The sequence below is a fragment of the Labrys sp. HAY1-8F genome, assembly GCF_056754975.1.
On sequence record NZ_JBPGWZ010000001.1, the window covers coordinates 1,444,633 to 1,466,411 of the forward strand.

19 protein-coding genes and 3 pseudogenes are annotated in these 21,779 nt (G+C 59.3%); 10 read left to right on the forward strand and 12 right to left on the reverse strand.

The features are described 5' to 3' along the window. Nucleotides 1-5 precede the first annotated feature (5 nt). From ACR9ZN_RS06625 to trbB, 3 genes are read right to left on the reverse strand one after another with little or no spacing between them, the layout of a single operon-like run. A complete protein-coding gene (locus ACR9ZN_RS06625) occupies nt 6-287 on the reverse strand; it encodes a VirB3 family type IV secretion system protein (RefSeq protein ID WP_481271699.1) in 282 nt (93 codons plus the stop codon). Continuing rightward, entirely contained in the window at nt 287-622 is a 336-nt protein-coding gene (locus ACR9ZN_RS06630) for a TrbC/VirB2 family type IV secretion system protein (RefSeq protein WP_481271700.1), read from the reverse strand. Before ACR9ZN_RS06630 ends, ACR9ZN_RS06625 begins: the two co-directional genes overlap by 1 nt. Then, nucleotides 619-1,599 (reverse strand): P-type conjugative transfer ATPase TrbB, encoded by a 981-nt coding sequence (gene trbB / locus ACR9ZN_RS06635; RefSeq protein ID WP_481271701.1) that lies wholly within the window; start codon nt 1,597-1,599, stop codon nt 619-621. The genes ACR9ZN_RS06630 and trbB overlap by 4 nt, the downstream gene beginning before the upstream one ends. Nucleotides 1,600-1,847: 248 nt before the next feature. On the opposite strand from trbB, the pseudogene ACR9ZN_RS06640 reads away from it, so the two are divergent. From ACR9ZN_RS06640 to ACR9ZN_RS06660, 5 genes and pseudogenes are all read left to right on the forward strand, one after another. Further along, nucleotides 1,848-2,575, forward strand: a pseudogene (locus tag ACR9ZN_RS06640) (IS5 family transposase). Nucleotides 2,576-2,878: 303 nt separating this feature from the next. After that, nucleotides 2,879-3,364, forward strand: a complete 486-nt coding sequence (locus ACR9ZN_RS06645; RefSeq protein WP_481271702.1) for a YciE/YciF ferroxidase family protein — start codon at nt 2,879-2,881, stop codon at nt 3,362-3,364. Nucleotides 3,365-3,408: 44 nt separating this feature from the next. After that, on the forward strand, nt 3,409-4,023 hold the full coding sequence (locus ACR9ZN_RS06650; RefSeq protein WP_481271703.1) for a cysteine hydrolase family protein: 615 nt from the start codon (nt 3,409-3,411) through the stop codon (nt 4,021-4,023). Between the two features lie 546 nt (nt 4,024-4,569). Beyond that, nucleotides 4,570-4,965, forward strand: a complete 396-nt coding sequence (locus tag ACR9ZN_RS06655; RefSeq protein ID WP_481271704.1) for a PRC-barrel domain-containing protein — start codon at nt 4,570-4,572, stop codon at nt 4,963-4,965. 703 nt (nt 4,966-5,668) lie between these two features. Then, nucleotides 5,669-6,526 (forward strand): NmrA family NAD(P)-binding protein, encoded by an 858-nt coding sequence (locus tag ACR9ZN_RS06660; protein ID WP_481271705.1) that lies wholly within the window; start codon nt 5,669-5,671, stop codon nt 6,524-6,526. A gap of 249 nt (nt 6,527-6,775) precedes the next feature. Here ACR9ZN_RS06660 and ACR9ZN_RS06665 read toward each other — a convergent pair whose 3' ends face one another. Next, entirely contained in the window at nt 6,776-7,141 is a 366-nt protein-coding gene (locus ACR9ZN_RS06665) for a hypothetical protein (protein ID WP_481271706.1), read from the reverse strand. A 944-nt stretch (nt 7,142-8,085) separates the two neighbouring features. On the opposite strand from ACR9ZN_RS06665, the gene paoA reads away from it, so the two are divergent. The 4 genes from paoA to ACR9ZN_RS06685 all read left to right on the forward strand — a co-directional run bounded on the left by paoA (nt 8,086) and on the right by ACR9ZN_RS06685 (nt 12,197). Beyond that, a complete protein-coding gene (gene paoA / locus ACR9ZN_RS06670) occupies nt 8,086-8,736 on the forward strand; it encodes an aldehyde dehydrogenase iron-sulfur subunit PaoA (RefSeq protein ID WP_481271707.1) in 651 nt (216 codons plus the stop codon). Next, the gene (locus tag ACR9ZN_RS06675; RefSeq protein ID WP_481271708.1) at nt 8,733-9,683 is read left to right on the forward strand and encodes an FAD binding domain-containing protein; all 951 of its coding nucleotides are present in this window, start codon (nt 8,733-8,735) and stop codon (nt 9,681-9,683) included. Before paoA ends, ACR9ZN_RS06675 begins: the two co-directional genes overlap by 4 nt. Nucleotides 9,684-9,686: 3 nt before the next feature. Further along, a complete protein-coding gene (gene paoC / locus ACR9ZN_RS06680; RefSeq protein ID WP_481271709.1) occupies nt 9,687-11,894 on the forward strand; it encodes an aldehyde oxidoreductase molybdenum-binding subunit PaoC in 2,208 nt (735 codons plus the stop codon). Nucleotides 11,895-12,008: 114 nt separating this feature from the next. Then, the gene (locus ACR9ZN_RS06685; RefSeq protein ID WP_481271711.1) at nt 12,009-12,197 is read left to right on the forward strand and encodes a hypothetical protein; all 189 of its coding nucleotides are present in this window, start codon (nt 12,009-12,011) and stop codon (nt 12,195-12,197) included. 40 nt (nt 12,198-12,237) lie between these two features. Here ACR9ZN_RS06685 and ACR9ZN_RS06690 read toward each other — a convergent pair whose 3' ends face one another. The 8 genes and pseudogenes from ACR9ZN_RS06690 to ACR9ZN_RS06725 all read right to left on the reverse strand — a co-directional run bounded on the left by ACR9ZN_RS06690 (nt 12,238) and on the right by ACR9ZN_RS06725 (nt 20,206). After that, the gene (locus ACR9ZN_RS06690) at nt 12,238-13,143 is read right to left on the reverse strand and encodes a DUF6328 family protein (RefSeq protein WP_481271712.1); all 906 of its coding nucleotides are present in this window, start codon (nt 13,141-13,143) and stop codon (nt 12,238-12,240) included. A 17-nt stretch (nt 13,144-13,160) separates the two neighbouring features. Further along, nucleotides 13,161-13,712, reverse strand: coding sequence for a phosphatase PAP2 family protein (locus ACR9ZN_RS06695; RefSeq protein WP_481271713.1), 552 nt, complete (start codon nt 13,710-13,712; stop codon nt 13,161-13,163). Between the two features lie 1,231 nt (nt 13,713-14,943). Next, a pseudogene (locus tag ACR9ZN_RS06700) lies at nt 14,944-15,061 on the reverse strand (IS6 family transposase); the annotation flags it as partial. A gap of 21 nt (nt 15,062-15,082) precedes the next feature. After that, nucleotides 15,083-15,511 (reverse strand): response regulator, encoded by a 429-nt coding sequence (locus ACR9ZN_RS06705; RefSeq protein WP_481271714.1) that lies wholly within the window; start codon nt 15,509-15,511, stop codon nt 15,083-15,085. An 81-nt stretch (nt 15,512-15,592) separates the two neighbouring features. Then, nucleotides 15,593-16,522, reverse strand: a complete 930-nt coding sequence (locus ACR9ZN_RS06710; RefSeq protein ID WP_481271715.1) for a sensor histidine kinase — start codon at nt 16,520-16,522, stop codon at nt 15,593-15,595. Nucleotides 16,523-16,622: 100 nt separating this feature from the next. Then, nucleotides 16,623-18,080: an ATPase domain-containing protein gene (locus ACR9ZN_RS06715; RefSeq protein WP_481271716.1), complete on the reverse strand. Its 1,458-nt coding sequence runs from the start codon at nt 18,078-18,080 to the stop codon at nt 16,623-16,625. A gap of 419 nt (nt 18,081-18,499) precedes the next feature. Next, a pseudogene (locus ACR9ZN_RS06720) lies at nt 18,500-18,955 on the reverse strand (DDE-type integrase/transposase/recombinase); the annotation flags it as partial. 249 nt (nt 18,956-19,204) lie between these two features. Further along, the gene (locus ACR9ZN_RS06725; protein ID WP_481271717.1) at nt 19,205-20,206 is read right to left on the reverse strand and encodes a PAS domain S-box protein; all 1,002 of its coding nucleotides are present in this window, start codon (nt 20,204-20,206) and stop codon (nt 19,205-19,207) included. A gap of 746 nt (nt 20,207-20,952) precedes the next feature. Here ACR9ZN_RS06725 and ACR9ZN_RS06730 point away from each other — a divergent pair. Then, nucleotides 20,953-21,372 (forward strand): DUF1236 domain-containing protein, encoded by a 420-nt coding sequence (locus ACR9ZN_RS06730; RefSeq protein ID WP_481271718.1) that lies wholly within the window; start codon nt 20,953-20,955, stop codon nt 21,370-21,372. Nucleotides 21,373-21,779 lie beyond the last annotated feature (407 nt).

The window sequence follows — 21,779 nt, forward strand, 5'->3', positions numbered from 1 at the left end:
GCCGCTCACACCGAGAGATGAGCGGGAATGCGCAGATGCCGGCGTCCAACTTCGATGAAGAGCGGATCGCGCTTTGCAGCCCAAACCGCCGCGAAATGCCCGATGGCCCAGATCAACAGCCCGACGAGCCACAGACGCAAACCGAGGCCGACCGCCCCTGCCAGCGTGCCGTTCACGATGGCGATGGAACGAGGCGCGCCGCCGAGCAGGATGTGCTCGGTCAGCGCGCGATGAACCGCAACCGTGAAACCCGGCACGGCGTCGAGTTGCTCAAAAGCCATCGCCATCAGACCAGCGCTCCGCCGCCGAAGGAGAAGAAGGAGAGGAAGAAGCTCGAGGCTGCGAAGGCGATCGACAGGCCGAACACGATCTGGATCAGGCGGCGAAAGCCGCCCGACGTATCGCCGAAGGCAAGCGCGAGGCCGGTTGCGATGATGATGATGACGGCGACGATCTTGGCGACCGGCCCCTCGATCGACTGCAGGATTTTCTGAAGCGGCTGTTCCCATGGCATCGACGAGCCGGAAGCATCGGCGGCGGAAAGGAGGACGAGGTTGACATAGGTGACGGCAGCGGCAGTCGCGACCGTGTGGCGGACGCGCATGGTGGTGGTTCGGATCATGAGAAATCTCCTGTGTTCGAGGTGTCTTGGGTGATGCGGTAATCGCCGTCCGGGCCGAGCCCTTCGATGAAAGCGAGTTCGGTCAATCGCCTTGCAGCACCGCGGCCCGACAAAACGGCCACGAGATCGACGGTCTCGGCGATCAGGGCGCGGGGAACGGTGACGACCGCTTCCTGGATGAGCTGTTCGAGCCGGCGCAACGCGCCGATACCCGATCCGGCATGGATGGTGCCGATGCCGCCCGGATGGCCTGTGCCCCAGGCCTTCAGGAGATCGAGGGCTTCCGCACCACGGACCTCGCCGATGGGAATGCGGTCCGGCCGCAGGCGCAACGACGAGCGCACGAGATCGGACAATGTGGCGACGCCGTCCTTGGTGCGCATAGCAACTAGGTTGGGTGCCGCGCATTGCAGTTCACGCGTGTCCTCGATGATGACGACGCGATCAGTGGAATTGGCGACCTCCGCGAGCAAGGCGTTGGTGAGCGTCGTCTTGCCAGTCGAAGTCCCGCCCGCAACGAGGATATTGGCACGTGATATGACCGCGGCGCGCAACGAGGTGGCCTGGCGGGTCGTCATGATGCCCGCGGTCACATAGTCGGCAAGGGTGAAGACGGCGACCGCAGGCTTACGGATAGCAAAGGTTGGAGCAGCGACAACGGGAGGAAGCAGGCCTTCAAAGCGCTCGCCCGTCTCGGGGAGTTCAGCGGAAACGCGCGGTGCACGCGCATGAACTTCGGCGCCGACATGGTGGGCGACCAGGCGCACGATGCGCTCGCCATCGGCCGCCGATAATGTCTTGCCGGTGTCGGCCAGTCCCTCAGAGAGGCGATCGACCCAGATGCGGCCATCGGGGTTCAACATCACCTCGACGACGCCGGGCTCTTCCAGGAAGCGGGTAATGGCCGGGCCGAGCGCGGTGCGCAGCATGCGCGCTCCCCGTTGGATCGCCTCCGGTCTGAGGTGGGTGGATGCCATGTCGTCCCCATTTCCGTGGGGACGCGATGAACGGCTCCCCGAACGGGGATGATTAAAGGAACCCGAAATCGGGTCGGTTCAACAACTATCTAAACGCGTGCGGGGATCGGCGGCGAATAGGAGGGGCAATGCCACGCAAGCTGAGTGCAGAGCTAGGGTCAGGACCCATTGAAATGAGAGGCTCGATCTGATTCAGGCTCCGCAAGGAGATTTTGATGAGCGATCTTTATTAGCTGACGGACGAGCAGATGGGGCGGCTGCAGCCGTATTTTCCTAAGAACCATGGCAAGCCTCGGGTAGACGACCGTCGCGTGTTGAGCGGGATCATCTTCGTCAATCGCAACGGGTCGCGCTGGCGGGATGCGCCGAAGGATTATGGCCCGCACAAGACGCTCTACAACCGCTGGAAGCGTTGGTGCGAGATGGGCGTTTGCGCCCGAATGATGGAATGGCTGGCCGCCGCCGGTGCCAAGCGTAAGACCGTGATGAGTGACGCGACCTATTTGAAGGCGCACCGCACGGCATCGAGCCTGCGGGTAGAAAAGGTGATCTCGGGCGGCTGATCGGCCGCACCAAAGGCGGCATGAATATCAAGCTTCACGCTGTCACCGATGCGAACGGCCGCCCTTTGAGCTTCTTCATGACCGCCGGCCAGATCAGCGATTATACCGGCGCAGCGGCGTTGCTGGACGAAATACCCAAGGCTCAATGGCTGCTTGCCGACCGCGGCTATGACGCCGACTGGTTCAGGGATGCCTTAGCGGCAAAGGGCATCAAGCCGTGTATCCCAGGCCGAAAATCGCGCAACCAGCCCAGCAAATACGACAAGCGCCGGTTCAAACGGCGTAACCGCATGGAGATCATCTTCGGCCGCCTCAAGGACTAGCGACGCGTCGCCACGCGATATGACCGATGCCCGACCGTCTACTTCTCCGCCATCGCTCTCGCTGCTCTCCGGTTTGTGAGTGCAGAATGATCTCAGCACTTTTCTCAACACGATCGTCGTCCGTTGGGCAGGATCTTGATGTTCTGCACGGGGCAAAGGGTGGCCGCTCTCACGATTGAGCGCTTCATGGCGAAATAAGGTAGCCATGATCTTTCTCAGCCAAGCGGGAGCGCGCCCTAAGACCTGCAAAAAATGCCAGCAACCTCCTTATTGCGAGCGGAACGAACCTAAGTCGGCGCAGTTAAGTCGACTGCAGCCGCCGAGGTTCGGCGGGATACCAGGCGTCGGCTACTATTCGGCCTCTAAAACTGTCCTTCAATAAAGGAAACGCAAATGGCTAAAGAACTCAAAGATCTCTTTTTTGAAACGCTGAAAGACATTTACTACGCCGAAAAACAGATTTTGCGTGCGTTGCCCAAGATGGCGCGGGAGGCGCAATCCCCGGAGCTGAAAAAAGCTTTTGAAACGCACCGGGAGGAGACTGAGGGGCATGTCGATCGGTTGCAGCAAATCTTTGAAATGCTCGAAAAGCCGGCCCGCGGAAAAACCTGTGACGCCATCCTCGGGATTATCGATGAAGGCAAGGAAGTCATGGAGGAATTCAAGGGTGCCCCTGCCCTCGACGCCGGCCTGACAGCCTCAGCGCAAGCCGTCGAGCACTATGAGATCTCCCGCTATGGCACGCTCAAGACCTGGGCTGGACAGCTCGGTCTGAAGGATGCCGCCCAACTTCTGGATCAGACGCTGCAGGAGGAGGTGAAGACGGACGCTCTCCTGAGCAAACTCGCAACCGCCAGCGTCAACAAGAAGGCTGCGTAGGCGTTAAAGGGAGCCTAGCTTCGGCGAGGCTCCCTTCTCTCACCATGAATAGCAAACCCCCTCTCCATCTTGGCACCCTGGGTTCGCAAACCGCTCATTTGTGTGTGGACATGCAAAACATCTTCATGCCAGAGGCAACTTGGGGGGCCAAATGGGTGGAACGCATCATTCCGGCGGTCGCTCGCATCACGGGAAAATATGCCGAGCGAACCGTCATGTCGCGGTTCGTGCCCCCATTAACGCCCGAACAGCGTCCTGGCATGTGGAAGCGTTACTTCGAGCGCTGGCGGGAGGTCAATCGGGACCACATGGACCCGCAAGCCTTTGAGATCGTTCCGGAGCTCGCGCGGTTCTCGCCACCCGCGATGATCGTTGACAAACCAACTTATTCAGCCTTCACGCAACGCAAGCTTCACGACTGGATCAAAGCACGTCATGTCACTGGCCTCGTCGTGACCGGGGCCGAGACGGATGTCTGCATTCTCGCCACTGTCATGGCGGGTGTGGATCTTGGCTTGCGCATGACGATCGTCACAGATGCCGTGTGTAGTTCCTCCGATTCAAGTCACAATGCACTGCTTCGTCTCTACGCCACACGCTTCTCGGAGCAGATTGATACGGTTGGGCACGAAGAGCTTTTAGACGTGTGGAACCCCTAATTTTGTTTCAGCGGCCTGGGCTCCCCAACCCGGGCCATTGTTCCTTTGAAAACTCAACGGATGCGCCGATGAAAGTGATCATCTTCGGCGGCACGATTGCTGCCGGGGGTCTTGATGGTTTGACCTAGCGTAACGGTGCTGTCGGTAATGCGATCTTGCTGGTCGTTCGTCCGGTCGTGGCTTGGTTCAGCCTTGCCCGACCTAGGCTCCCGGCCACCGCTCGTGGCTTGATCTGTTGCTTCGCTTGCTGGCGCTGAGCTCGTTCGTCGTGCTCGCCTCGGTGTTGCTGAATGGCATGTCGTCAGGTCCGATCATGATGTGGGTCGATCGACGTCGAACGGCGATCCGGCACAGTTGAAGCAGCGATTGGGTGTTCTATCTGAAAGGGGTGCTGGCGCGATGCCGCTCGGAGCCTGCCTTGTCCGGACGAGGCCAGCAGGCAAGCGGAGACGGAAAAACCACCGTGCCGGCACCGTACGCAGCGGAACTTCCGGGGCATCCCGAGGTTCGGAAGGCTCCTTGAAAACATATCGCGAGGAGATACCAATGCGCAGAATGTTGATGGTAGCGACCATCATTCCGTTGCTGGCAACCCCGGCGCTTTCGCAAACAGCTACAACGACGACCACAGAGACTTTCATCACCGCCAAGCCGACGGACGCGCTCAGCAGCAACGTGATCGGGCTGAACATCTACAATGCGGCAGAGGAAAATATCGGCCAGATTGAGGATCTGGTGATTTCCGACGGCCAGCTCACTGGCTATGTAGTTTCTGTCGGCGGGTTCCTGGGTATCGGCGAGCACTACATCATCGTGTCGCCGGCAAGCGTGAAGGTCAACTATTCCGACAGCGACAAGAAATGGTCCGCCAAGATGGAGGCCTCCAAGGACCAACTCAAGGCCGCCGCGCCATTCAAATATGAAGGACGATGGAGGAAATAGTGAGGACTATTCGCGCAGAGTACATTCCGACCAGGAGTGCTGACATAGGCGGTGGATGATCGATGAGGCCGGCTCGCATGCGGCGCTGCCAGCCGCTATTCGGAAATAGGATGGCAGCAATACAAGCCAAAGCTTGATCGAGGGTGGGCTCAAGCCCGGGAGAGGTCTCGATGAAATCAAAAAGCTCTCGGGCGGCACGACGCAAACAACTTTCGTCCTGGCTCTTGAAGCCGGTGAAGAGGCTTTTGCCACGCTTACCTATTTCGCCAGGCGCGAGAATATCGCCGGTGCGTCGCTGATGGCGATCGACGCCTTCAGCGGCGCGACGGTCGACTGGTTCGACTTCGGCGGCCGCACCTACGGCGGGATTGCGGTATATCAGCAGTGCGAGACTGCGCCAATCGTGGAATGCTCCCCTGATCCGTCCTCATGCCGGCGGATCCCCGTCCGCGACGATAGGCACTCGGGGCGGCCCGCTGTTCTGGGAAATACTCGCCGCTTGGTGCGAGACAAGAGGGGCCTTCCGGCACTTCCGTATCGATCGGAGACGAGACCTGAAAATTGCCGATCAGCGGGCCCGCTCGCCAGCAAACGACTCGTAGCGAGCTACCGCGCGAGGTCGCACCGGATACCGCCCTGTGACGTCTCCTGACACGAATTTTCAGGATGAGACGTTAGGGTGGGTGCAAAAGAGGAGATGCCGATGTTCCTTATTATGGGAGCGAATGGCCATGTGGGATCGGCGGTCGCAAGGACGCTGATGGAACGCAACCAGCCCCTAACGGTGGTGACGCACGATGAAAAGCGTGGCGCACGGTGGCGTGCCCAGGGGGTTGAGGTGGCCATCGCCGATGTGAATGATCCTGCGTCGCTGGGGCGCGCTTTCGCACGCGGGCGGCGCGCCTTCCTGCTCAATCCTCCCGCCGACGTGAAGACGGACACGGACAAGGTCGAGCGCGCCGGCGTTGCTGGCATCCTGGCCGCCCTCGATGAGTCGGGATTGGAGAAGGTCGTAGCGGAGTCGACCGCCGGCGCGGAGCCGGGCGAGCGGGTGGGTGATTCTTCCGTCCTTTGGGAACTGGAGCAAGGTCTGCGGGATCGATCGATCCCGGCTGCGATCAATCGCGCCCCCTTCTACATGAGTAACTGGGACGATCTGCTGGAGCCAGCCCGCGAAACAGGCAAGCTGCCGACGATGTTGCCCGCCGACCTTAAGTTGCCGATGGCCGCGCCGGACGACCTCGGCCGCATCGCCGCGGACCGGCTGATGTCCGGCCTCGACGATATCGGCATCCGTTACGTCGAGGGGCCGTCGCGTTATTCGCCTGCAGACGTGGCGGCTGCATTTTCCAAACTGCTCCAAAAACCGGTCGAAGTCGAAGTGACGCCGCGCGAAGGCTGGCGGGCAGGTTATCGGGCAATTGGTTTCTCGGAGCCGGCGGCGGAAGCCTATGCTCGCATGACGGCCGCTGCCTTGGATCGCGGCTTCGATCACATCGCCGACCCCATCCGCGGCCGGATCACGCTGCACGCTTATCTCGACTGTCTCACCAAGTCCTGAGTACTCCAGCGATTGGGCAATCGCCTGCACTCAATGGGCAAGGACGATACGTTCGGCGTTTGTGATCTTTCCTTGGAGGTTGGGGTTGAGGATCGCAGGTTCATGCCAAGCGTCGTCGAAAACTGAATTGGCAAAATCCTCGGCGAGGGTCGTCCTTGGCGCCCTGTAGCACATTGTTGCACTCTGGCGAAAGGTCCGTGCAGGGTGCGAGGGATCTGGCAAGCAACTCGACCAAGGATATGGCGAGCCTCACTTGGGCGCCTGCTCCGGCACGTTCCCAGGAGGGATGACCGGCGTCGTGCCGGTATCGGGCCCGAGCTTCTCAATTTCCTCGTCGCCAATCGGCGGCGGCGTCAACACGCCTTTGCAGCGCTGCAGGTCCGGCGATGCCGTCTTTAGCCGTCTGTTGTCGCCGCCGTCTTCCTTGGTGCCGTTCGTTGACTTGTCCTCAGTTTTTGACCGGTCCTGAGGGTGCGATTGGCAAGGATCGGGAGAGCCTTTTGCATTGGCGTCATGGTTTGGCGTCTGTGATGCTGCTGGACTGCACACGGCCAAGCAAGTGAGCGATGCCGCTGTCCGGAAGGCGGTCCACGCCGCGACGTCAGAGCCTTGCATTATCGGCCATGCCTCCAATTGTCTCGAGCTCGGCATTCCATCCCTTACAGCCCCGGCCGTTGACGACGGTACTGGCACGCAGCAGATCATGTCGATTGATCGCTCTCTCGGTAGGCCTTCCGTCTGCGGTTGTGCTATTGGCATGCGACTTGTTCGAAGCCACACAAGAATCAGGCTCTCGGCCGGCTTATCGAGTCTTGGTCTTCGAACAACCCATGCCTCGCTTGGTTCCCGGCATATATCCGAGATCTCCTGTCGCCGCGACGGCGCATCTTCCATCAGTACGGGAGCGGCGGAGAGCGGGGTTATCGTAAGCCGGCTATCGCTGCCGAACTCGTTCATGGAAGCCGTCAATTTGTCGGTGGCATTCGTTTCGCGATTTCAGGGGGGAACCAAAAGACCTGGCAGTCCGGAACTTGGGACTGAGATGGCCCGTTATAGAGCCGCGAGGGGTGAAGGCAGCCTTCGCATCGTCAGTGAAAGGGATGTTGCTGACGACGCGGCCCGATCAATTTCTCCAGCCAGACGAAGCTTGGTCGGGCCGCACAATCATTCGAGCAACAATAATCTCCAATCATTTGAGCGCCCGAGGTCGGTGATGAAATGCCCGCGCTGGCTGCACCCGCTGGTGTAGTTGCGGTCCGGCTCCCAGCCCATATCTCGGCCCGTCGAGCCGGCCACCCTCCCCAGCTAGGCGGTCTCGCTGGTGCACTTTTGATGTAACGAGAAGCTATCACGGTCTGCCCGCCAGCGGCAAAGCCTAATACCGCGGACACTCATCCCCGATGAAGTCGACGTACTCAACGTGGCGCTCGCAGTCGATGCAGCACGTTTCCCGACTGGTAGCATCTGAATCAATAGGGGAACCACCAATCGGTATCTTTGTTCGTTGGTGGACAGACTTTTATCGCTGGCGCGCTCATAAAAATGGATTGGAATCTTGCATGCAAAATCCCGACCACGAAATAGGGCGGCGCGGCCTGCTGATCGGCGGGGCTGCGTCCGCGGTACTGGGGTTTCCGTCGCAGGCTCCGGCCGAGACGGCTGCCAGTGTCAGGAAATCAATGATGCTTGACCATCCCAGAGTGTCCGATGTGTCGATCGTCGTAAATGGCGAGATGCGCAAGCTCCGGCTGGATGTGCGCACCACCTTGCTCGATGCGCTTCGTGAGCATCTCCATCTCACCGGAACTAAAAAGGGTTGCGATCACGGCCAATGCGGAGCTTGCACCGTGATCGTCGAAGACCGCCGGATCAATTCCTGCCTGACGCTGGCAGTGATGCATGAAGGCGATCGTGTCACCACCATCGAGGGGCTAGGCACGCCCGAGAAGCTGCATCCGATGCAGGCGGCCTTCGTGGAGCATGACGGTTATCAATGCGGCTATTGCACTCCCGGCCAAATTTGCTCGGCGGTCGCGGTGCTGGATGAGATTAAGGCAGGCATTCCCAGCCATGTCAGTGCGGATTTGATCGCTCAGCCAGAGTTGACTGGCACGGAGCTTCGCGAGCGCATGAGTGGCAACATTTGTCGTTGCGCGGCCTATCCCAACATCATCGACGCCATCATCGAGGTGGCAGGGAGGAAGGCATGAGGTCGTTCACCTACGAGCGCGCAGCGTCGCCATCCGAAGCCGTCGCCGCTGCGACGCGCATTGAGGGCGCCAAATTCATCGCTGGCGGCACCAATCTGCTCGATCTCATGAAGCTCGAAATTGAAACTCCCACCCATCTCATCGATGTCAATGACCTCGATTTCGACAAGATCGGGGCCACGCCTGGTGGGGGCCTGCGCATCGGGGCGTTGGTCCGAAACACCGATCTCGCCGCGGATGCGCGTGTGCGGCGCGACTATCCCTTGCTTACGCGCGCATTGGTTTCCGGCGCCTCGGGCCAGTTGCGGAACAAGGCGACAACGGCCGGGAATCTCCTGCAGCGCACGCGTTGTCCCTATTTCTACGACACCGATCAGCCCTGCAATAAGCGTCAGCCCGGCAGCGGCTGTTCGGCTATAGGCGGGTTCACGCGCAATCACGCGATCCTCGGTGCAAGCGATGCCTGCATCGCGACGCATCCCAGCGACATGGCCGTGGCCATGCGCGCCCTCGACGCGACGGTGGAGACACTGCGCGCCAATGGAACGACACGAAGCATACCGATTGCCGAGTTCTATCGGTCCCCGCGGGAGACGCCGGACAAGGAGACTGCCCTCGCACCGGGTGAATTGATCAGTGCAGTCACATTGCCGAAGCCGATTGGCGGAAAGCAGATCTACCGGAAAGTTCGCGATCGTGCCTCTTATGCCTTCGCCTTGGTCTCGATCGGAGCGATCGTCCAGCAGGACGGCAGTGGGCATGTGGCGCTTGGCGGCGTGGCGCACAAGCCCTGGCGTATCGAGACGGCGGAAGTCGCGTTGCCGCGTGGCCCGAAGGCGGTCATGGAGCAGCTTCTCGCCGGCGCCAACCCAACCCAGCAAAACGCATTCAAGCTGCCGCTCATCGAGCGCACCCTCAGTGCCGTCCTTTCAGAAGCAAGGGGATGAGCCATGAGATTCGATACCCCTGCGACCACCAATCCGATCGACCAGCTCAAGGTCATCGGCCGGCCCGCCAGCCGGATCGACGGTCCACTCAAAACCACGGGTACGGCGCCCTATGCCTATGAACGCCACGATGTCGCGCCGAACCAGGCCTATGGTTATGTGGTGGGGGCGGCGATTGCCAAGGGGCGGATCGCCTCGATCGATCTTGCGAAAGCCAAGGCTTCTCCCGGTGTGCTCGCAATCGTCACGGCAGAGAATGCCGGCAAGCTCGGCAAGGGCAGCCGAAACACCGCGGCTCTGCTCGGTGGCCCCGCCATCGAACATTATCATCAGGCGGTTGCACTGGTCGTCGCCGAGACATTCGAGCAGGCGCGCGCTGCCGCCAATCTGGTGGAGGTAAACTACACGCGGGCCGAGGGTGCCTTCGATCTTGCGTCGGCGAGGAATTCGGCCGGGATACCCAAACCGGGCTTCGGCGGACCCGCCGATACCGCCGTGGGCGATTTTGCCGGCGCCTTTGCCGCGGCTCCAGTCCAGCTCGACGCAACCTACACGACACCCGATCAATCGCATGCGATGATGGAGCCCCATGCCTCGATCGCAGCCTGGGAGGGAGACAAGCTTACCGTCTGGACGTCCAACCAGATCATCGCCTGGGCCGCCGGCGATCTCGCCGAGACGCTTGGCATTCCCGAAGACAAGGTTCGCGTCATCTCGCCGTTCATCGGTGGTGGCTTCGGCGGCAAGTTGTTCCTGCGGGCGGATGTGCTGCTGGCGGCTCTTGGCGCACGTTCAGCAGGGCGCCCGGTCAAGGTCGCCTTAACGCGCCCGCTCATGGCCAACAATACAACTCACCGGCCGGCGACCATCCAGCGCATTCGCCTCGGTGCGACGCGCGTGGGCAACATCACCGCTATTGGGCACGAGAGCTGGTCGGGCGATCTGCCGGGTGGTGCCCCGGAAACAGCCGTGAGCCAGACGCGTCTGCTTTATGCCGGTGCTAACCGCATGAGCTCGATGCGGCTTGCGGTGCTCGACCTCCCCGAGGGAAACTCAATGCGTGCGCCGGGCGAAGCATCAGGCATGATGGCGCTGGAGATCGCGATCGATGAGATGGCGGAGAAGCTCGGACTGGACCCGGTGGAATTTCGTATCCTCAATGACACACAGCTCGACCCTGAGCACCCGGGGCGTCCGTTCTCACAGCGTCAGTTGGTCGAATGCCTGCGCATTGGCTCAGAGCGGTTCGGCTGGAGCAAGCGCCAGGCGCATCCCGGTCGAATCCGTGATGGGCGCTTTCTTATCGGAATGGGGGTCGCTGCTGCCTTTCGTAATAACCTGTTGACCAAGTCTGCGGCCCGCGTTCGGTTGGACGGCGGTGGCACGGTGACGGTCGAGACCGACATGACGGATATCGGCACCGGTAGCTACACCATCATCGCCCAGACCGCGGCGGAAATGATGGGCATTCCGCTCGACAAAGTAAGGGTTCGCCTCGGTGACTCGACATTTCCGGTTTCCTGCGGTTCCGGCGGGCAATGGGGCGGCAACAATTCAACTGCCGGTGTCTACGCCGCGTGCGTCAAATTGCGCCAAGCCGTTGCCCAGAGGCTCGGCTTCAATTCTGCCGAAGCCGTCTTTGCCGACAGCCAGGTCCGCTCGGGCAATCGCAGCGCCTCATTGGCGCAGGCGGCTGGCACGGATGGGATCGTCGCCGAGGACGGGATCGAATATGGCGATCTCGACAAGAAGTATCAGCAGTCGACGTTCGGCGCACATTTCGTCGAGGTTGGCGTCGATGCCGCCACAGGCGAGACGCGGGTCAGGCGCATGCTTGCAGCCTGTGCCTGCGGCCGCATCCTAAACCCGAAAACGGCGCGCAGTCAGTTGATCGGCGCGATGACCATGGGTGTTGGCGCCGCTCTCACGGAGGAATTGGTCGTCGATAAGCGCTCTGGCTTCTTCGTCAATCACGACCTCGCGAGCTATGAGGTTCCGGTCCATGCCGACATCCCGCACCAGGAGGTAATCTTCCTCGATGAAGCAGATCCAGTCTCCTCGCCGATGAAGGCCAAGGGCGTTGCCGAGCTCGGGATCTGCGGCGTCGCCGCCGCTGTCGCCAATGCGATCTACAACGCCTCGGGCATCCGAGTGCGAGACTATCCGATCACGCTGGACAAGCTCATCGACCGGCTGCCTGAAACGGAATGAGTGTGTTCCGTTCGGGCACTCTTGCCCTCGGGCTGAGGGTGATAATCTGCGGAACTTAAGAGTTAATCTGACAATTGGTGTCGTAAAGCTGAGGACGCCAAACGGTATACTGGGGTGACTGCCAAGGTAAGGGAGACCGCTCAACTGGTTGCGGAAGAGACCGAGGCCGCGGCCGATGCTGCCAGAAAAGCAGCCGTGTATGCGACGCTCTGGGCATTCGCTGCACTGTTGATCGGAGCACTTTCGGCTTCTTATATGGCGACGGTCGGCGGGCGCATTCGCGACGATTTGCCCGCAGTGTAGTATTTCAAACCGCCGGGTTCGGGATGCGCCTGGAGATCGCTCAGGCGCATCCTTGGCGCGACGCCAGCACCCGTGCTGAAAACGGCCAGAGCACCCACAGCACCCCTAAAATCACGCCGGCGAAGACAGCCATCCCTGCGGCGATCGCCGAACTTTCGGTTATTTTCATGGCGACCACGTAGGTGTCGCTCGCTAGGCCAAGGGCCAGGAAGATAGTGGCCGATAGTAACAGGTGGTTCGCGAGACGATAAAATTCTGGAACATTGTTGCCGGCATAAACGATCCTGTGAAAGGCTGCCGGTGTTATCAACAACACAGTCGAAATGCCTATGAGCCCAAGCGAAACGCCGTGAATTTGCTTGACTGACGCCTCCAGTTGCGAAAACCCTGTTGTCAGAGCAATTGCTAGTTGGAACCCGAGCATTGCCTGGGCTCCCGGCAGAACAACTCTCGCTTCTGTTAGGACATAGTCGATTTTGGCGTCGAGCGGGGTTTTTTCGTCCGACGTTGTCATGTTCTCGACCTTCCCTTTCCACAAGGCAGGCGCATACCATAACCCGAGTGACGCCCCGCACGTCAGGACACCTCCCGCCCAGCCGGCGTAGGTGCCGCCAATTCTCACCACGGCGATTCCCACGTCGATCGCGAGAGCGACCGCAAAGGGTGCCAGGGTGAGCGCGGAAATATGATTGATAAAACGATCCAGATTAGCGCTCGCGCGACCGTCGTAAACCACGCGGTGCCGCGCGCTCGGGGCGATGAGGAGACCGACGACGGCTATGATCAAAATGACCACGCAGAGCTCCAACAGCTTCTCGCCATGCGAAAGTTGATCGAACGCAGTTTGAAACGGCGCTTGAAATTGAAAGCCAAGGAGCACCTGGGCGCCGAGCATCAGCATGCGGGATTCGTCGAAGGCGGTCTTGGTCCTGTCTTTTTGCGACATCGTCTCCGCCCAGGCGGTCAACTGCGCTGATGTCGGGTCACAAAGCGTACAAGCCGCTCGGTAACCGCACCTATGACCAGGCCGGCCACGACGTCGGATAGCCAGTGAGCCAAGACAACCACCCTGGTTGACGCTACAGCACCTGCTCCCAGCCAGATCGGAAAACTAAAACGGGGGGCTTGATGGGAGAGCGCCGAGGCGATCGCGCCCATGTACACGGCATGCCCGGAAGGAAAAGCGTCGTAGGCGTTGCCGGCGTGGCGAATACCCGCCCCTTCCAGCGGCGCCTCGGTGCGGTCTGGGCGGCGCTGGTCCACAAAGTGCTTTGAAAGGTGCACGATGGCGGCCGCGGACAGTGTGGTCGCCCACAGGCGAGTGACCGCCTTGGGTTTCGCACCCCCGGCCGCAACGCAGACAAGCGCAACTGCCGCCAAAGCTGAAAAGACGACGCGTTCGTCGCCGGCCAGGGTGAGAGCGTTGAAAACCTCCTCGGTCCCAGGTGAGATATGTGAAGCGATCGTATCGGCTACCTTGCGATCGATCGCTGTGGGCCCGAATGCAAGAGCCAAGGTCAATCCTCCCTGTCGCATGTGAGCTAAGCAACGTCGGCGGACCGCTGCAGGTTCCAATGCGCCCGGTTTGGGAGACCTGCGCGAAAGAAAGCTTCCTTTTAGTGGCCTTGGCAACCAGAATTGCTGGCGACAAGGCTGCAGGTCACGAGGGCGCTGCTCACTTGAGACAGGGAGATCCCCTTGCTTGAAGGGGCCAACCGGCTTATGCGCCAAAGCCAGATTGGAGGCAGACGGTGCGTGAGCGGATGTGAAAACAAACGCCAATCCGCAGTGCCGCTGGCGAGCCACTTAACACTGCCCGTGATCACTTTTTTTCTCCCCACCTTTCAGCTCTAAGGCAGCTAACCTGTCACACATGCCGTGGGTTGCACGCGCGGATGGCGAATTCTAGCGGCAGCCGGATCGACCGAGTTCACGGTCAGGAGCATCTTTCGCCTATACCGCCGTCTGGCGAAAAAATTCCATGGCTACCGGGAGTTGCTGCCTTGCTCCCTCCGGCCCGTCGGCATCCGGAGGCAAATCGACGCCCTATTTAGCGACTCCTCCTGGTTCTTTGTAAATCCTAGTTTCGGTTGCAAGGCGATCGATCCGATCGGCCAGTGAGGCGTGATCGTCGGGTTTAGCAACGAAATCGGTTCCGCCGAGAATTTGACCCTGGGCAGTGCCCATGGTCATGACACGGTGGATCTGCGGCTAACGCCTGCGGCTCACCCGGCCAAGCGCAATTCCATCCGTCTTCCCCGGCATGTTTATGTCGGTGGCAACGCCGAGGAAATCTACCGACGCTTCGTCTCTACATGGAAACAGCAATCACCGAAAGGGTGCTCAGGTGTCGCACATGAGGCGCAACGAATATTGGCTGCGCGACAGGCTTACAACCTCGATCCTGCTCTTTGCCACGCGGTCACCCGAGCCGCGACACGATAGCAAATTCAGCTTTGCTGTCCCATCCCACTGGCGGCGAATGATAGCGACGTGCTCGCTCCGTCAAGGCCAAGCCACGGATACCGCGCGGTGGCCTGCCGGCCAGCCCTGACCTTGCTGCGCGCGACGCTTCCTCGCCCGTCTATCGGGGAGAACGCCCTGAACGAATGCCGAGGTGGCAACTTCCCGGACATTCGAACAAGATCGCGCGTGTCAAATGCATCCGTGAGATACTGGCTCTACCGGCTTCGGATCGGAACCAATACTCGCGGTGACCGGCCGCGCAAGCGGTACCCACCATCACGGCTCGTTTGCGCCGGTTGAAGCGTTTAAGAAGCAACGGCGAGAAGTGAATGAACCAGCGATGGATCGTCGAGATCGACGCCGATACCCCGTTCCGCCATCCTCTCTTTCAAGTCGCGGCGCACACGCTCAAGGGAGCCTTAAGAGGATGATGACGCCCTCCCGCCTCCGCCAAACAACTCAAGCTCGAATGGTAGCTGGCCGATTTGCTCACCAGCCAGCAGTTTGGTCACAATAGCTACGGTCTCAACCACTGTTTCGGGCGCAAACGGCTTGCAGAGGACACCCAGTGCAACATCGGTATGACGTCGGGCCGTCTCGCTCTGCCCGGTCACAAAGAGCGATGGAATGCCGAAAGCTTTCTCGAGCCTCTGTGCGACCTCGACACCGGAAGCATGATCCTTGAGGTCGATATCGACGAGAGCGAGTTGGGGCCGAAATCGGCCGGCCAAGGCAATCGCGTCCGCCGGCGTACTTGCGGGACCTATCACCTGGTATTCCGCTTCCGTGAGCACCTCTTCAATCATGAAGGCAAGAAGCGCGTTATCTTCGACAATGAGGATGAGCATGCGATCATTTTCCGGCTGGCGCCCATGATTTATAACTGCCCGACTCTCCCGGTGTTCCAGACCCTACTCGTTCCATCTCAGTTAGGTTGGCTTGGCGACGGGGATCGCAAATTTGCAGCGCAGGCCTTCGGGCAGGTATTGAATGTCGACCGCACGTTGGCCCGCTCCACCCATCGCAGACCGCACAAAGCGCGTTCCATAGCCTTGCCGCGTGGGCGGCGCGACCGGGGGGCCGCCATACTCGATCCAGACGACCTCAGCCCGATCCAAGTCTCCAGTCTGCTCAAGCATCCAGGTTAGCGACACCGATCCTTCTGGCGTGGAGAAAGCACCGTACTTGGCGGCGTTGGTTGCGAGCTCATGCACGCTGAGCGCAAAGGTTACCGCTGTGTCGGGTTGTAGCTCGACCTCGGGACCGTGGATGATCACGCGATTGCTGCCGGCCGTTTGATATGGCGAGAGCACCCTGTCGGCTATCGTGCTAAGGAGTTGTGAATGCTGGGAAACGGCCATAGCGCTGTGGACTTGTGATAGCGCCACCAGACGACCTTCGAAGCTCTCGGCGAACGCATCGAGCGTTCCGCTCTTGACCTTGGTCATGTGATAAATCGCCATGACGTTTGCAAGAATGTTTTTGACCCGGTGGTTGAGCTCGCGCTGCAACTCATCCTGCCACTCGATATGGTCGCGTAATTGCAGTTGCCTGCGCCGCGCCAGCATGCCGGTATAGGCGGCAGTCACGAATTCAGCGGCGCGCACGGGGCGCTGCAACACCGTCATCTTCGAGTTGGGAAATCGATGACGAAGAACCGATAAGACTGTTCCATTTTGATCGACATTGTCCAAGAGCATGATGAGAGGCAGCTCCGACCATCGCGGCTGAGCCTCGAGGTAGTCGGCAACCGTCGAGAGCATAGTGGGCGTCAGCGCTTCCTGGCTCATCACCAGTGTATAACAATGGTTCAGTTGTTCGGCCACTTGCTCTTCGTCCCCACAAGTGACGGCGGACATTCCATTCTGCCTAAGTACTTCGCCAAGTACTATCGCGTCCGAACGAAATGGCGCCGCCACGAGCACATGCGGAAGCATGATCTCTGCCTGATTATGAGGATCAACCGCGCTCATGGGAAAGCGGCCCACTTGGACCGAGTGGCGGCGGATTGAATGCCTGAACCGAAATGCCCTCAGGTCGGATGATCAGCTCATGCACGTTGAGGTCGTGCGGGCCATGGCGCTTCTTGACGACGGTGACGCTGCGCCGGATCGTGCCCGGCCATTCATACATCCGGAGCAGCAGGACTGCGTCTCCCAGAAAGCTGACATCGATATCCGTCTCGACATTGTGGCCGAGAAGACCGTGATTGGCGACGATCAGAATCGAGAGTACCCCGCGCCGCGAAAGATACTTGACCAGCGACTGAATCTGCATCACCGCCTGGTCGCTCCTCGGCAGCGCGCTCAGATAGCCGGTGAAGCTATCGATCAACACCACACGGACATCATGCTCGTCTACCGCCCGCTGGACAATCTGCGAGAATTCTCCAGGCGAGACCTCGGCCGGATTGAAGTCCCGGATCTGTAGTTTTCCCGATGCCTGATGTGGGCGCAGATTCATGCCCAACCCTTCGGATCGGCGAAAAAAGGTCTCCAACCGCTCCTCAAACAGGAACATTGCAACGCTTTCCCCACGTTGGAGGGCGGCGTGCGAATAGATCGAAGCCAGTGTCGATTTGCCTGTCCCTGCCTGACCGACGATCAACGTTGTCGTACCGGCCTCCAACCCTCCTCCAAGCATGTGATCGAGTGGTTCGATGTTGGACTTGATGAGGTCGGCACGTCTGGTTTCCGGTGCAAGATTGGGTACGATCCGCGGAAAGACCTGGACGCCACTCCCGGTACGGATCGCGATGTCGTGGTAGCCGTCGGAAAAGGCCACGCCGCGCATCTTCTTCACCTCGATGCGCCGGCGCGCCACCCCATATTCAGGCAGTAACTTGTCAAGGCAGAAGATGCCGTGGGCCACACCTTCCATCTCGGTGTCACCCCCTTGGTCCGAGGTGGTGTCGAGCATCAGCGTGGTGATGTTGCGCTCGGCGAGAAACAGCTTGAAGCCGAGCAATTCACGCCGGAAACGCAGGCTGTCGCCGGACAATTGGCGGATCTCAAGCAGTGAATCGTAGATCAGGCGGGCCGGCTTATGCCGTTCGATCGCTCTTTCGATTGCTTGCCTGGTCTTATCGAGGCGGATATCGGCGGTATGAAAAATCGTCTGGTCGGCCGCGACATTCAGCGTATCGCCAGTCTCGAGCTGCTCGATGATTACGTTATCAAGCGACCAGCCATGCGAAAGAGCGATTTGCTCCAGTTCCGCCCGCGATTGAGATAAAGTGACATAAACGACGGCTTCGCCGCGCTTTGCGCCCTCCAGAAGAAACTGGAGCCCCATCGTGGTCTTTCCAGTACCCGAGCCGCCTCGGACCAGATAAACCCGCGGCCCGGGCAAGCCGCCGCCAAGAATTTCATCGAGCCCTGCAATGCCCGTCGATATCGCTTCGATTTGCGAAGACATGTCCACTCCGTGCCGACATCCCGCTTCACAAACATTCGCGTTGTAACAAAAGTTCCTGAAACTCAGGAAGACTCGTTGGGACGGACAAGCATGCTCGAGGGCGGTGCGACGTACCGGATTTGCAACACAGGATTTTCTCGAGGGAATGGTCCGTCCCACACTTGAAGTGACACTCGTTGAGACATCTATTCAACTGCGTCGCCGCAAGCGACCAGGCGTCGGTATTGGCTTGGTCGACCTTTCTGCTGAAACCCGATGACTCGACCAAGCCAAGCGAGCCCCTCCCCTCCAAGAGCGCGATCGTTCAATCGCCGGGTCGCTTGGGCGTTAAGGTCTGCCGATAGACGCTGCGGTGCGTTTGGACAACGGTACTCTCGGTCGCGCCCGCGGACACCCCCAAGCCCGCTACAGGTGCTCGGTCTGGATGTTGAGTACTGCCTTTGCAATAGGCAGATCGACTTCAGCGTTCGTCGTGATCGATCGTGTAGCCCGTTCTCGCCGTCACAGTCCGTAGTATCTTCCTAGTTAGTGCGGCTGACGTCGGCGAGAACGCGGTCTGGGCGTCTATGGCGAGCAAATGCCTTGCGCAGGAAGTGTTTGGCGGCGACCAGGTTTCGGTGTTTGCCGAAAGAACTCGATTGTGTCGCCGAAACTGTCGATGGCGCGGTATAGGTACATCCATTCGTAGCGAACCTTGATGTACGTCTCGCTGATCCGCGCTGCTCTTTGGGTCATCACAGGCCGCCTGCCGGTAGCCACTCGTTTCCGAGGATTGAACCGTTCAAGCAAAATCGGCGAGAACCGTTGACCTAGCGATGGATGGTGGAATTATCAACGCGGGCGCCGCGCTCGGCCATCGTCTCTTCCAGATCGCGCGGCCCCCACTAATCCTTTCTGTTCGTTTTGCAACAAAACCTTTCAAGCACTATGTGGCTCTTCAAATGGCATCCTTGTCCAACACGAGGATGGTGAAGACCAGACACACGAAAGGTCACGATATCAAAGCGCGGACAAGCAGCATTGACGCGCATGAACCCGATGATCTGTGTACACCCAACACGTGCTTGCGCTTCGGTCACCCAGAGTGGAACGGTGAGTACGTCGATCACCTGGTCGACTGGATCCTATTGTTGGGGTGCAATAGCTGATTGAGGGAATATCAGCTCAAGTTGAAGTCCTTTGCGGTGCCATTGGCGCGATATATCACCGCCAAGCGTTCGGCTGACGAGTTTTTCCATCAGGGAGCCAAACCCACTCGCCGCTGGCGCTTGATCGATCGCGGGCCCTCCCTTTTCGACCCAGTTCATCCTTACGTGTCCATCAACCATGCTGAGGCGAATGTCGATCAATCCGCCGCAGGCAGACAGCGCACCATATTTGACCGAGTTGGAGGTAAATTCGTGTAAGAGCAGCGCCAAGCTTGTTAAGATCTTCGGGTCAACGTCAATCTCGGCTCCCGACACGCGAACTCGCTCAGTTTCATGGTCTTGATAGGGTGCGGTGATTACTCGGATAAGGGCGGCGAGGTTCGTAATGCCCCCCAACGCCGTCGATTGAGGATCTACGCTTAAAAGCGTCAGTCGATGAGCTGCAGCAAGCGAAGATAGGCGCTGCTGCACCGCTCGCGAAAGCTCTTCGGCGGTTTGGACGTGGCGAGCGCTCAAGGCCACAATGGTGCTCGCCAGGGTAAAAAGGTTTTTGACTCTATGGTCCATTTCATGCAGGAGAAGGACCTGCTTTTCCTGGAGCTGCTTTCGCTCAGTAATATCTCGTGCCAATTTTGACGCGCCGATCACTGCTCCGGTTTTGTCCCGAATGGGGGAAATGGACAATAATACATCAAACTCAGTGCCATCTTTGTGCCTGCGAACGGTTTCAAAGGGCGCGACGCGTTTTCCGGATCGAATTTGACGCAAAATCTCGTCCTCTTCGCCGCGGCGACTCGAGGGAATGAGAAGATATATATGTTGGCCTATCGCTTCTTCAGCGCTGTAGCCAAACAATCGTTCTGCTCCGGCATTCCAGCTCACTATCACGCCATCAATGCTTTTGCTGACAATGGCGTCCTCTGCGTCTTCGACAATGGCCGCAAGCCAAGCTTCGGCATCCCATCGTTTCAGATTCACAGTTATCCTCCATGGGCGCATCAAAGCATTATTTAGGAAGCCGTAGCGCAACTGTGCAAGATCTTTAAGTACGTCTCGATTGCAAGACGGGCAATCCGTTGTGCCAGGACAGCATGGTCATACGGTTTTGCTACGAATAGGGTGCCATTGGGCAATCTCTCCGTGTGAGGCGCCCGTCGTTACGATCCCGCGGCTATGGGGCCAATGCCTGCGAATCGGTTTTGGCAGCGCGATTCCATTCAGATCGCCCGGCATGCTTGTATCTGTCAGGACAACTTTCACATTGCGCCGTTATTTCGGGATCTGAAAAGCATTTCGAGCATTTTCTGCCTCAAGAACATCGAGACAGCGGTCCAAATGAAAATAGGCGATTGCCATTCGGACGCGGGCCTCGTTCACGACAGCGACCACAGTCGGATGTGAATGAACGGTTTGCGCGACGAGTTGAATGATCTTGGTTTAATTGAATAACCAAACTCGATGCACGCGAGCCTTGCAGGATATAAGAAGGGTGTCGACCGCGATAGTCGCTCGTCCCAGAGTCTCGCCCACCGGCTCCATTGTGCCTGCTGAAACGGCCAACTGCGCCAAGTTCCCAGTCTTCCAAGTCGAACCCAGGTCTTCGTAACAATCGGTACGCTTTTGTGAACGGCCTAAGCGAGCCGCGAGTGGAACCTCTTATCGCGGATCAGGTTCGGATTGCGCTTGCCTCACTGGGGCGCTGAGGTGCGAACAGGAGACCGACCATGACTGCAAGATCATTTCTTCTCGCCACGGCTTTTACACTTTGCGTCGCTGCACCGACAGCAGTGTTAGCCCAGGGCGTGCTGCCGGGGGCGAAGAATGGGGCCGAACAGGGCAACGATGCTGCAGGCCCGGTTGGCGGTGTCGTCGGAGGCACCGTTGGCGCCGTCACCGGCGGGATCAACGGATTGCTCGGCATCAAGGAAAGGCCGCGTTTCAAGAAATACGTGATCGAACAGCATCCGCGGGTGTTCACGTACGATCAACCAGTTGCGGTAGGTACCGTACTGCCGGCAGAAGGTGTCGAATATTACGAAGTCCCGGCTGAATATGGGCACATCACCTATCGATACGCGTATGTGAATGACGAGGTCGTCCTCGTCGACCCGGGTACCCGGCGGATCGTACAAATCGTGGAGTAGGCAGATTGCTTCCAGCAAGGCCGCGTCAACGCGGCCTTGCTCCACTCTGATTCCCGCCGAACACCAAGTGCACGTGTCTACGCCCGTTTGTTGCGGCAGCCGACGTCCAAGCAGGCCCCGGTGAGCGGCACACCAACGAGTTGCAGCCGGACCTACGATTTCCTAGGTTCAGGAGGCTGATCCAGGCTGACGGCCTCACAATGGCGGCCACCGCGCGCCAAACAATGCTGCATGCCAGTGGCAACGCAAATACTATGACATTAGAGGCAATGGTCGATGCACTTTGGCAAGGTTTGACGGCGTATTCATCGGACCCTCTCAATGATTGGGTGAATTGATTGGTCCCACTGCTCTCGCGCATCGTGGTCCACGCGGCAGCAAACCGGGTCGGGAGCCATCTCGACGAA